The 11,509-nt window shown below is 58.5% G+C and carries 9 protein-coding genes and 1 tRNA gene; 5 read left to right on the top strand and 5 right to left on the bottom strand.

Going from position 1 to position 11,509, the window contains the following annotated elements:
- Positions 1 to 39 precede the first annotated feature (39 nt).
- The 3 genes from Poly21_RS14380 to Poly21_RS14370 are packed head-to-tail and all read left to right on the top strand — an operon-like array spanning position 40 to position 3,484.
- Positions 40 to 1,272, top strand: coding sequence for a formylglycine-generating enzyme family protein (locus Poly21_RS14380; protein ID WP_146407656.1), 1,233 nt, complete (start codon positions 40 to 42; stop codon positions 1,270 to 1,272).
- A 5-nt stretch (positions 1,273 to 1,277) separates the two neighbouring features.
- Positions 1,278 to 2,177, top strand: coding sequence for an NAD(P)-dependent oxidoreductase (locus Poly21_RS14375; protein ID WP_146407655.1), 900 nt, complete (start codon positions 1,278 to 1,280; stop codon positions 2,175 to 2,177).
- Between the two features lie 29 nt (positions 2,178 to 2,206).
- On the top strand, positions 2,207 to 3,484 hold the full coding sequence (locus tag Poly21_RS14370) for a glycosyltransferase family protein (protein ID WP_302118927.1): 1,278 nt from the start codon (positions 2,207 to 2,209) through the stop codon (positions 3,482 to 3,484).
- Positions 3,485 to 3,593: 109 nt separating this feature from the next.
- Here the strand turns inward: Poly21_RS14370 and Poly21_RS14365 are convergent, their stop codons facing one another.
- Entirely contained in the window at positions 3,594 to 4,097 is a 504-nt protein-coding gene (locus tag Poly21_RS14365; RefSeq protein WP_146407654.1) for a hypothetical protein, read from the bottom strand.
- A gap of 995 nt (positions 4,098 to 5,092) precedes the next feature.
- A tRNA-Arg gene (locus Poly21_RS14360) sits at positions 5,093 to 5,166 on the bottom strand.
- A gap of 149 nt (positions 5,167 to 5,315) precedes the next feature.
- On the opposite strand from Poly21_RS14360, the gene Poly21_RS14355 reads away from it, so the two are divergent.
- Positions 5,316 to 7,820 (top strand): type IA DNA topoisomerase, encoded by a 2,505-nt coding sequence (locus Poly21_RS14355; RefSeq protein WP_302118926.1) that lies wholly within the window; start codon positions 5,316 to 5,318, stop codon positions 7,818 to 7,820.
- A gap of 6 nt (positions 7,821 to 7,826) precedes the next feature.
- Here Poly21_RS14355 and Poly21_RS14350 read toward each other — a convergent pair whose 3' ends face one another.
- From Poly21_RS14350 to Poly21_RS14340, 3 genes are read right to left on the bottom strand one after another with little or no spacing between them, the layout of a single operon-like run.
- The gene (locus tag Poly21_RS14350; protein WP_436967499.1) at positions 7,827 to 8,948 is read right to left on the bottom strand and encodes an ABC transporter substrate-binding protein; all 1,122 of its coding nucleotides are present in this window, start codon (positions 8,946 to 8,948) and stop codon (positions 7,827 to 7,829) included.
- Positions 8,949 to 8,970: 22 nt separating this feature from the next.
- Positions 8,971 to 9,753 carry an ABC transporter permease gene (locus Poly21_RS14345; protein ID WP_146407653.1) on the bottom strand — a complete coding sequence of 261 codons (783 nt, stop codon included), beginning with the start codon at positions 9,751 to 9,753 and terminating at the stop codon, positions 8,971 to 8,973.
- Positions 9,750 to 10,571 (bottom strand): ABC transporter ATP-binding protein, encoded by an 822-nt coding sequence (locus Poly21_RS14340; protein WP_302118925.1) that lies wholly within the window; start codon positions 10,569 to 10,571, stop codon positions 9,750 to 9,752. Before Poly21_RS14340 ends, Poly21_RS14345 begins: the two co-directional genes overlap by 4 nt.
- A 113-nt stretch (positions 10,572 to 10,684) precedes the next feature.
- On the opposite strand from Poly21_RS14340, the gene Poly21_RS14335 reads away from it, so the two are divergent.
- A complete protein-coding gene (locus Poly21_RS14335; protein WP_146407652.1) occupies positions 10,685 to 11,461 on the top strand; it encodes an MBL fold metallo-hydrolase in 777 nt (258 codons plus the stop codon).
- The last annotated feature ends 48 nt before the right edge of the window (positions 11,462 to 11,509 follow it).

Genomic DNA, 11,509 nt, shown 5'->3' with positions numbered 1-11,509 from the left:
AAGTCCCTACTCACTTCGCTAGCCCCTACCTTCATCGCCATGCCTCTGCACCGACAAAAACTCGTCTCCGCATACCTCAGCTTCGCTGTCCTTTCGGGTGCCGTCGTTTCCCTGCCCGCGTCGGCTGACCAACCCAACGTGGCGACGGCCGTGGCCCAGCCGGCCGCGAACACGCCTGGAATCGCGAGCGACAAGCCGGCCACCGGCCCCTACGTCGCACTTGAGAATGGCACGTTCATGGTGCCGTACACCGAGCGCATCCCTGGAACGGACATTACCTTCGAAATGATTCCCGTCCCGGGCGGTGATTTCACCTTCGGAACGGCAGAAGATGCTCCCGACTTCGTCGAGGACGAAGGACCGGCGATCGCGATATCAACGAAGCCAATGTGGGTCGCCAAGACGGAGACTCGCTGGGAAATGTACAAAGAGTACATGCGGATGTACGGCGTCTTCAAAGACTTTGAATTCGAAGGCATTCGCCCCGTCAACGAGACCAATCTAGTCGATTCGGTGACCGCGCCAACCGAACTCTATGAGCCCTCCTATACGTTCGAATATGGTTCCGAACCGTCTCAGCCAGCCGTGACCATGACCCAGTATGCGGCTCAACAGTTCACCAAATGGTTATCCCGGATGACGAACACTCAATACCGTCTGCCCACCGAAGCGGAATGGGAATACGCTGCCCGGGGTGGCACGACGACTGCCTATAGCTGGGGTGACGACCCAGACGTCATCGACGACTACGCATGGCACTTCGACAACTCGCTCGAAGGCCCCGGTGACGTGGGCACGAAAAAGCCCAATCCCTTCGGTCTGTACGACATGCATGGCAACGCTGCAGAGTGGACGGTCAACGAGTATACCGAAGACGGTTATGGATGGATGCAAGACGAAGAGCCAAGCGATGCAACGGCGGCAACCCGGTGGCCTAAGAACCCCTATCCCTGTGTAGTCCGTGGAGGAAGCTGGGAAATGGAGCCACCGGAACTGCGGAGTGCTGCGAGATTGGCATCGGACGATGAAGAATGGAAAGCAGATGATCCGAATTTCCCACGCAGCCCTTGGTGGTTCACCAGTGACCCCGCCCGCGGAATTGGCTTTCGGCTGTTCCGCTCTCTCGAACCGCTGCCGCCGGCAACAATCTCTAAGTTCTGGGACACGTCCGTCGCCGAGACGCTCATGGACGTTGAAAGCCGCGTGAAAGAAGGCCGCGGCGGATATGGCTTCGTCGATGAGGGACTCGGTGAGGCGGCTAAGCAGAAATAGAATCCATGACCACTGATAAACCGTCCATCGGGTGGATTGGCACCGGTGTCATGGGCAGTTCCATGGCCGGTCACTTGCTCGATGCAGGCTTCCCGCTGACGCTAACCACGCGCACCCGAGAGAAAGCGAAGTCGCTGATCGAGCGGGGCGCGATATGGGCCGAGTCGCCCCGTGAGGTCGCCACGCAATCACAAATTGTCTTTGCGATTGTGGGGTATCCTGCCGACGTCCGCGAAGTGTTCCTCGATCCACAGCGCGGGGCTCTGGCGGGAATCGCCCGCGATGGAATCCTCGTTGATATGACCACCAGCGAACCAACGCTGGCGGTCGAAATCCAACGCCTTGCCAGCGAGCAGGGGGCCGATGCACTCGACGCGCCTGTCTCGGGTGGCGATTCCGGGGCCGCGGCCGGCACTCTGTCGATCATGATCGGCGGCAACGAAGAGACGGTACATCGGGTCATGCCCTGTCTTGAAATCATGGGCAAGACAATCGTACATCAAGGCGGGCCCGGCGCCGGACAGCACACCAAGATGGTTAACCAAACCCTGATTGCCAGCGGCATGATCGGTGTCTGTGAAGCGCTCGTCTACGCCGTCCGCGCGGGATTGGACCTACCGACCGTGTTGCAATCGGTCGGCTCGGGCGCAGCGGGCAGTTGGTCGTTGAGCAACCTGGGTCCTCGCATGATCGCGGGCGATTTTGAACCCGGTTTCTACGTCGAACACTTCGTGAAAGACATGGGCATCGCACTGGCCGAAGCGAAACAGATGAATCTTTGCTTGCCAGGATTAGCCCTGGCTGAACAACTCTACCAATCCGTGATCGCGAAGGGCGGCGGTCGCGCAGGGACGCAAGCACTCGTCAGCGCTGTCGCGGAGATGTCAGGGATGGAGTGGGATTGAACGGGCGAGCCCGCACTCGCCTCATTTTTTTGGCTTGCTTGGCTGCGGTCGTTCTCATCGTTCGTGGCGGCTTCATGCTGACCCATTACGAGTCACTTCAAGATGACCCCGATGCCTACCGAGTGATTGCCGAAACGCTGGCGAGAACGGGAGTGTTTGGTTTGCCCGTCGGAACCGAGGAAGCTCGGCCGACCGCATTTCGCCCTCCGCTATATCCCTGGCTACTTTCCTGGTTGGTCGACGGTGCAGGCACACTCTCGAATCCTTCGGTGGCCATCCTGCAGCTAGTCTTAGGGGGTCTGACGATCGGTTTTACGTGGGATATCGCCCGCCGCCTATTGTCGAAGTGGGCCGCCATCTGCGCGTCCGTGTTGGTATTGATCGATCCTATCCTGCTATGGCAATCGTCACTGGTGATGACCGAGACCATCGCGACGACGCTCGTGGTGGTGACGTGGTGGTGGTGGGTGGTGCGGATTGGTCGCACAGAAGATTGCGAGCCGAAAACAGCGAAGGGCGGCCTCACCCGGTCAGATGTTCTCGACGCCGTCGTTCTGGGCTCTCTGCTGACCCTGTGTATCCTTTGTCGACCGACCTTCCTCGTCTGGGCAGCAATGCTCGCAGCGTACCTGCCCGTCACTGGCCGGGTTACCAGCAGGGCCCGCGCGGCAATGTTCGTGATCACGCTCGCAATCATGGTAACGGGCGTGGGAGCGTGGACGATTCGCAATCTTTCCGCCGTCGGCCATCCCGTCTGGGGAACCACCCACGGCGGGTACACGCTCCTACTAGCCAACAATGATTCATTCTATGATTATTTAGAAAACAAGCCCACCGAGCCGCCCTGGCGTCGCCATGCGTGGGAGCCAGATGAGTTCTTTGCGGAGTACCAATCGCTGCCCCGGAGCGGCGATGAGTGGGCAGATGATCAAGTTGCCTATGCGGCGGCCAGGTCCACGATCGCGCGCCGTCCCGAGATGTTCTGGTATTCGTGTTGGGTGCGTATGACGCGACTATGGCAACCCTTCCCTCACGCGACCGCAGGGCGGTCGACGAGTCTGATTGTGATCGTCGGATTGCTACACAGTCTCGTGTATGCCCTGATCCTGGTTGCCGTCTGGCGACACGCTCGTCAACTTCATCCTCGTCATTGGCGACCTTGGATCGCGTGGTGGCCGGCTGTCGCGATCGTGATCACGCTCAGCGGCGTCCATGCGGTCTACTGGAGTAACCCACGAATGCGATCCCCCGCAATTCCCGTCCTTTCCATCGCCGCCGCAGCGGCGTTGGTGCGACGGCGCGATTGAGCGGCGCGCGGCCCACCTCCTTCAACGCATTCGAGGCGGAACACAACTCCGACCTCGCCATGGCAAACCCGACTTTCGATATTCACCCTTCAAAGACGACCACAGCATTTCATGGCTCAGCATTTTTCTCGTTGGGATCCCGAACAATGGGGACTCGTACGGAAAAGCCATCGCCTCGAAGAATAAACGCGGTTGGCGCTGACGACACCATATTCTGCAGCACATCTACGAAATAGATCTCGCCATCAGAAGTGACAACGATCAACTCGGCTGACTTGCCTTCCTCCGCTAACTGGCTCCACTTCTCAATCGGACCGGTTGCGGAAAACAATATCTCGGTGAATTTCGATGCGATGTTTCGAATGTCCCGCTCGGGTAGTTCTCGGCCGAGCTGACTGGATAAACTTTTGGACGGAAGTTCGGTCAGAACCACTCGCGAAACTGACTTGAGCGGAATGGCATCAGAAAGCTGGCGCCCCGTCCAACTGTTCCCTTTCGATATCGCGCGATAGTCAAACTGCTTCACACTGACCGAAGGCATGTCACTCGCCTCCGTCTCAGAGATCACGCACAAAGTGAGGCACATGGTCACAAGGAGGAATAAACGATTCACTACTGTCTCCCGAGGAAAAAATCTTTACAAGGCCTAGGTTACAGGGGTGGAAGGCCTCGGGTTAGAAACGGACGGCTCCGATCTGTGCTGGGAACCGTTCAGGGAGGCCTGCCACATCTCCTTTACCCCCAACTCAAGGGCAAACGTCCCTTGAGCATTTTCGCACTCAATCTGGGCAAATTCAACTCTGTGTGTGGTTACTTCATCACCAGCGACGGAAATTTATAAAAGAATCCATGTAAGTCCAAGGTTTGACGGGTGGGAGCCATTCGTTAAAAAACTGGCGACTCAAACCCGTGATCTGGGCAGCTTGCGGCTGCCCGTCACATTCGCTCCACCCACCAAACACATGGCGGACCGCTTTGAGCCGAGGAAGATAAAACAACCTCATCGAAAACATCATGACTACTTGCACGTTCACCGCCACGAAGCGAAACGCCAGATCCTGGCAGGACTTAGGAAATAACTACGTGCCATTCGCGGCCGACGCCGGAGTCACGGCAGTTCAACATTCTTACCGCGGATGGCGATTCACTGCGACCCGGTGATGCCTGTACGAATGCCGACTTCTTCATGACCCCAGCGATTGGGGACGCCGCTCATCAATCTGGACGTATTCGTTGCGGACGTGCGGCAAGCTTGGTTCAGGCCGGACGCTCGTCGACGCCCGACGTCTGTTGGTTTCGACGCGTGGCGTACATCCATTTTGGTGTTGAAGCATTTTTCTCGGGCAGCTGAGGCGCCGCTTGTCACACCGACAAACCCCAGCTCACTCGGATCTCGCGACTGCTCCGTCTTTTATTCCGCTAACAGGGCACGTCACGCGACGGCTCCGCACCTCAAGCTATCAGCAAGCGAGATTCAGGCGTTAGCCTTTGGGCCGGCTGGCGACCGAGTCCAGATTGGCAACTAAGAGTCGCGAAACTGCTCAGGCAGAAATGAAGTGTACCCAAAACTCTGGGTACACTTCAAAAGAAGAATCAACGTAAGTCGAGTACACCCGGAGGGATTCGAACCCCCAACCCTCGGTTCCGAAGACCGATGCGCTATCCAGTTGCGCCACGGGTGCGTATGTTGTTGGCGTGATGGTCGATATCGCCGACGTGCTCGTTGCCAAAACGGTATCATGAACTTTTTTGGGATGCTCGACAAGACCACCGGTTCGGAAATGAGGGCTTCGCTGGATATTTTCTATTTCGTGCGTGACGCGTACGGCCGTTGGCCGGAAGCTGGGGATTGGTTGTGAAGGTGATTCTCGCCGAAAAGCCCTCCGTGGGACGCGATCTCGCTTCGTTTTTGAAGGCGAACAGCCGGCGGGATGGATATCTCGAGGGCGGTGGGTATCAGGTCACGTGGGCTTTCGGGCACTTGGTCGAGCTCGTCGAACCGGGGGACTATGATCCGGCTCTGAAACGCTGGACGCTGGATTCACTGCCGTTCATTCCAGAAGAATTTGAGCTGCGGTTGCGTGGCGATGATGGTGCCAAGAAACAGTTCGCGATTATCAAACGGCTCTTCCGAGCAGCCGACTCGCTGATCTGTGCGACCGACGCAGGCCGCGAGGGCGAGCTGATTTTTCGCTACATCCTGTCGCTGACGCGTTGCGAGCGGAAACCGACTCAGCGACTGTGGCTCAGTTCGCTCACGCCCAGTGCGATCGGCGCGGCGTTTCGCTCGATCCGGCCACTGACCGATTATGACAACTTGTATGCGGCGGCCAAGTGTCGCAGCCAAGCGGACTGGGTCGTCGGACTCAATGCGACCCGTAACTACACGGTGCGCTACCGATCCCGCGGTGGAAACGCTGAGGGCGACTTATCCGGCGTGAAAGCCAAACGCGGCGTCAGGGGATTGCTGTGGAGTCTGGGACGCGTCCAGACCCCGGTGCTGGCCATGATCGTGCGGCGTGACGATGAGATCCGCACGTTCCGCCCAGAGCCGTTTTGGGAACTGCTGACGGCCTACCGAAAAGTTAACTTTCGCTACACCGGAGATCGGTTTACGAAACAAGCGGATGCGGAGCAACTGCGTTCCCGAGCCGCAGCCCACCCACTGCTGATTAAGCAGGTCCAGGGGCGGGGTGAGAAATCGCTGCCGCCGCAGTTGTACGACTTAACCGAGTTGCAGCGAGACATGAATCGTCGCTTTGGGATCTCCGCAGCCGATACGCTTGCGGCGGCTCAGTCGCTCTACGAATCCAAATTGATTACCTACCCACGGACTGATTCGCGTTACCTGACAGCGGACATGCGAAAAGAGGTCCCGTCCATTTTCCAGCAGCTCAGTAGTCTCAAACCGCACGAAATTGCTGAACTCGATCTCGGTGCGTTGCCGTTTTCAAACAGAATCGTTAACAGTGCAAAAGTCACCGATCACCATGCGATCATTCCCACAGGCTCACTACCGAGCGGTCTGAATGATCGCGCCGAGAAGGTATACGACGCCGTGGTGGTTCGCTTCATCGCCGCATTTTATCCCGCCTGTCAGAAAGAGGTGACCGTCGTCGATGCGGCCGCTGGTGATCTTCCGTTTCGGGCGCGAGGCGTGCGTGTCGTCGTACCGGGATGGACAGTGCTATACCCACGCAAACCGAAAAGTGCGGATGCCGACGAGACACAGACACTGCCCGCTTTCCAAACGGGTGAGAGCGGTCCGCACCAACCGTTCGTCAAAGCGGGCGAGACGGCCCCGCCGAAGCACTTCACTGAAAACACCTTGCTCGGGGCGATGGACACGGCGGGCAAGCTAGTTGACGAGGCTGAATTGCGTGAAGCTCTGAAGGAGAAAGGACTGGGCACGCCCGCGACGCGAGCGGCGACGATTGAAACGCTGCTGCAACGACAGTACATCGACCGGACCAAGAAAAACATAGTTGCCACAGATCTCGGCAGGTACCTCGTCGCGATCGTGAAGGATCGCAACTTAACCTCTCCCGAGTTGACGGGCGAATGGGAAGCGAAATTGAAACAGATCGAAGCCGGCCGGCTGTCACCCCATGTGTTCATGCAGGAGATCGCAGAGTACACCCGCGACATCGTGCGATCGGGCGATATCGATAGGCTCGATCACAGTACGTATGGCCCTTGCCCACGCTGTGGCCAGCCCGTCATCGCGGGCAAGCGGGCCTTTGGATGCTCGGGCTGGAAGGCGGGTTGCCCGTTTGTACTGCAACCGAATTACGGCGGTGAAGAACTATCGATGCACCAGATTCGGGAGCTTCTGCAACTTGGAGTCACCGAACAGCCGATCCAGCCAGCGGGCCGACAGCCATTTTTGCTGGGGATGTCGGCGTCGGGCGTCCTCGTCGAAATACCCGTCCCGCAAGGTGACGAACAGGAGCGAGAACGGGCGTCTAAGTCCAAGCCGGCTCGTCGCAAGTCGAGTCATGACGGAGAACCCGCAACCAGCGGAAAAACTCGCAGGTCGAAGGCCGCCCGCACAACCTCTGATGCTAAAGCCGACGGTGACCTGGGTGCTTGCCCGTTGTGCGGCAGCCCCGTCACCGAGACTGCCAAAGCCTACAGCTGCAGCCGCTGGCGAGAGGGCTGTAGTTTGACTATATGGAAAACGATCGCTGGCAAACGCATCAGCGCAGCGACGGCAAAGAAGCTGATACGTAACGGCCAAACCACGACGCTCAAGGGGTTCAAGTCCAAGGCGGGTAAAACGTTTGAGGCCAAGCTGAAGCTGGAGGGTGGGAAGGTTGGGTTTGAATTTTCGTAGGCTGTTCTACGGCAGGAATTCGTCTGTAAAGCAGTCCTCCGCCCGCACGGCATCTGGACCAATCACCTCGATCTCCTTCATCTGGTCTACGAGCTCTTGCCAGCGAGGTAGCGTCATTTCTCCGAGTTCGGTTGACTCGGTGGGGTACGCCAGCGGCCGCATCTGTTCGGCACCGAACTGCAGCACGTCAGCGGTCATGCCGTGCGTGTTGGCTTTCAAGATCGCTTCGTTGGCAAGCTGCGGCGAAGCTAGATAATCGGCCCAGCCGGTCTTCGTGGCGGCGACGAAGTCCCGCACCAGTTCTGGCGACTCTCGAATCAGGGTGCCCGTCGTCACCAACACGCTGGAATAGGGGTTCCATCCCAGGTCGCTGACCATGAGCGTGCGCACGTCCACACCTTGCTGGCGGGCGAGGATGGGCTCGGCAACTACGTACGCTTGAACGGCCATCTTCGGGTCGTCAACCATACCCGCGATGGAATTGAAGTAGGGTACCTCACGAACCTCGTCGAGGAATCCGCGTTTGCGTAGAAAGGGCAGGAACGCGCGGCCAGGTTGGCACTGCAGCGTGATGCCGGCCAGATCATCGAATCCCTCGACACCACTGTCAGCACGGACGAGCAGGCAACGGGGATTGTTTTGCGCCGCAGCGAATACGGCCACGATGTCTGCACCCTGCGCCCGGAACAGGACGACATCGTCCGCGTTCGTGATCGCGAACTGACTGCGACCGAGCAACAACTCCGGGGCAACGGGCGTCTCACGCCCACCAGGTTTGATCTCAACGGCCAGATTCCGGTCCTGGTAGGCACCATTGACGAGGGCTTCGTAGACACCTCCATGCTCAACCTCCGGGTACCAGTTCAGCTGCACACTGACAGGAGTCAACTGCAAACCGTCGGCACGTTCCAATTGCGTGTCGCTACGAGAGGAACATCCCTGGCCAGCCATCAGGAGAGCGGGGATTGCCAGTGCGAGGCGTGTTACTATTGAAAAATGAAAATTGAGCACGTCAGTAGTCATTGGGGAGAACGGTAGGTATTCGCTGCTGTGCTGGTGACGGCCTGCTGCGTTACTCATCCGACGCGACCGCCCGGGTCGTCCCTCGCTGGCGCGTCGGATCAGCATGTGCACAGCTTCACCGCGAAATTCAGTCGACCCGAGTGTAGCGACTCAAGAAGATTCGTCCGAGCCAGTCCACTGCGGAAAACAGCAACAGCCCTAAGAGTGTGGACATTCCCAAGGCGGCGATCAATGCGTCGGTTTGCAACAGACCTTGCCAGCGGGTCATCAACGCCCCCAGCCCCACGTAGTTAGCCCCATTGCTGACAAAAAACTCTGCGACGATTGCTCCAATTACCGCCAATCCGCTGCTAATTCGAGCCCCCAGCAGCAGATAGGGAATGGAATTGGGGATCTGTAACCGGACCAGCGTTTGCAAGCGGGAGGCACCATACAAGTGAAAGAGATCCTGATGTTCGACGCGCGTCGCTTGCAAGCCCATGGTCACGTTATTGACGATCGGAAACAGACAGATGATCACTGTCGCCATCACGGCTGTGCGAAACTCGTAGCCGCTCCAAATGATCAACAGCGGTGCGATGGCGACAATCGGAACGGTTTGCAGAAACACCACGTAAGGAAACAGTGCACGACGGAGCAATCGTGATTGGCTGAACAAGATTGACATTCCACTCCCCAGTAGAATTGCCACCAGCAGGCTCACCGCTGCGGTCATGAATGTCACGACGCTCGCTGAGATCAGTTCGTTTCGTCGCAACCAGCCCGCGCTGACGACTTGCCCGGGCGTCGGCAGCAGAATCTTAGGCAGTTCGAAAATCCGTACACTGAGATGCCAAATGAGCACGGCGAACACCGCGACCCCGACGACACTCAGGGCACTCACGATCGCTTCGTGGGTGGACTGTTTCATGGTCCCGCCGCCGCTCGCAAACGGTCAGTGATCACGCCGTAAAATTCGCCGAAGGCTGCGGTCCGTCGCACGTCGGACTCGCTGTCCGATGCCACATCGCTTGTCACGCTCGCGATCGGATTGTCAAAGACCGCCTCGATCCGGCCTGCGTGCATGATACAAATGCGATCACTCAGGGCGATTGCCTCGGCGATGTTGTGTGTCACCAGTACCATGGTGAACTGGTGGACGCGCCAGAGCTGGGTGACCAAGCTGCCCAGTTGCGTCCGCAGTAGGTCATCCAGCGCAGCGAATGGTTCATCGAGTAGCAGCAGATCAGGACGTGTCACAAGCGCCCGAGCGATGGAGACGCGCATTTTCATGCCCCCGGAGAGCTGATGAGGGAACCGATCGATGGCGTTACTCAGCTCCACCTCGGCGAGGGCGGCGAGGGCCAGTTGACGCGGTGACGGCGACGCCCCGCTATCTCGATGAGCAAGCCGCCTGCGAGCGTGGAGCTCCAGTGGGAGCGTGACGTTGTCGAGGACGCGCCGCCACGGTAATAACGCAGGTTGCTGAAATACGAAGGAGGTCGAATCGGTGCTGCGATGGCAATCGCCACTGGTGAGTCCTTGCAGCCCCGCGATCACTCTCAGCAGTGTCGTTTTGCCACAACCGCTTTGGCCCACGATCGCCAGTCGCTCCGCTCGCCGGACGTCCACATCGACCGATGCAACAGCCCGATGACCGCCCGCGAACTCGACGGTGCCGGAGCGAATCGATACGGCAGACTGGTGCGGCGTGGGAGCGATCGTGGTCGGCGTTGGGACTGGACTCACGGCGATGACGGGAGATACCGATTGATCAGGGCGTGGAAAAACATGAACACAACGAATCAGTGTAAATTGACGACTTCTACGGAATTCAACAACCTCCCTCGACCTCGCTACGCATGCAGCTTCATTGTCTCGGTACGGCCGGTTATCACCCCAACGAGACGCGGCACACGTCGTGTTACTTCCTCCCCGAATCAGGGCTGGTGCTCGATGCGGGGACAGGCATGTTTCGCCTGCCATCGCTGATCCAGACCGATACGATCGATATTCTGCTCTCACACGCCCATCTAGATCACATTGTGGGACTGACCTTTCTGCTCGGCATCGTATACCAACGCCCCGTCGAACGAGTCCGGGTGTGGGGGGAAGCCGAAAAACTCGCTGCGGTGCAAAACCTATTGGTCAATGAGTGCATTTTCCCAGCCCAGTTGCCGGTGACCTGGCATGCCATCGATGCGAATCAAGCCCTCGGCGAGCATCTGTCGTTGGATATTGCAGGAGCTCGGGTGACGTGGCGACCGCAAACTCACCCGGGTGGATCCGTCGCCTACCGCATCGATTGGCCCAGCCCCACGCCAGGCTCCGCGAGCGAACGCTCGCTCGTCTACGCGACCGATACCACGGGGGCCACCGATCCAGAGATTCTGCGGTGGATGCACGGCGCCGATGTTCTCCTGCATGAATGCAACTTCCACGATCACCAGCGGGATTGGGCAGTAAAAACGGGCCACAGCTACCCCGAGCGTGTCGCGGAAGTCAGTAGGTGTGTCCAGCCGTTACGGGTATTTTTAACCCACATCAGCCCAATTGACCCAATCTCCCTGGAGCAGCCTGACCCGCGGTTCTCGGTGCCCTGCGAAATTGTTGACGATAACCAGATCATCGAATTCTAAAGTGAAGCCACTGTGGGACGGGGTGGGGAAGCAATGCGGCGGGAGCGG

It is taken from the genome of Allorhodopirellula heiligendammensis (assembly GCF_007860105.1).
In the GTDB taxonomy this organism is placed as follows: Bacteria; Planctomycetota; Planctomycetia; order Pirellulales; family Pirellulaceae; genus Rhodopirellula; species Rhodopirellula heiligendammensis.
This window is presented reverse-complemented; position numbering and strand designations above follow the sequence as displayed.

Bases quoted from the DNA above. Each gene is read 5' to 3' on its own strand.
- Poly21_RS14350 (WP_436967499.1), bottom strand. From the start codon at position 8,948: ATGCTGATCCGACGCGCCAGCGAGGGACGACCCGGGCGGTCGCGTCGG.
- Poly21_RS14345 (WP_146407653.1), bottom strand. From the start codon at position 9,753: ATGAAACAGTCCACCCACGAAGCGATCGTGAGTGCCCTGAGTGTCGTC.
- Poly21_RS14375 (WP_146407655.1), top strand. From the start codon at position 1,278: ATGACCACTGATAAACCGTCCATCGGGTGGATTGGCACCGGTGTCATG.
- Poly21_RS14380 (WP_146407656.1), top strand. From the start codon at position 40: ATGCCTCTGCACCGACAAAAACTCGTCTCCGCATACCTCAGCTTCGCT.
- Poly21_RS14335 (WP_146407652.1), top strand. From the start codon at position 10,685: ATGCAGCTTCATTGTCTCGGTACGGCCGGTTATCACCCCAACGAGACG.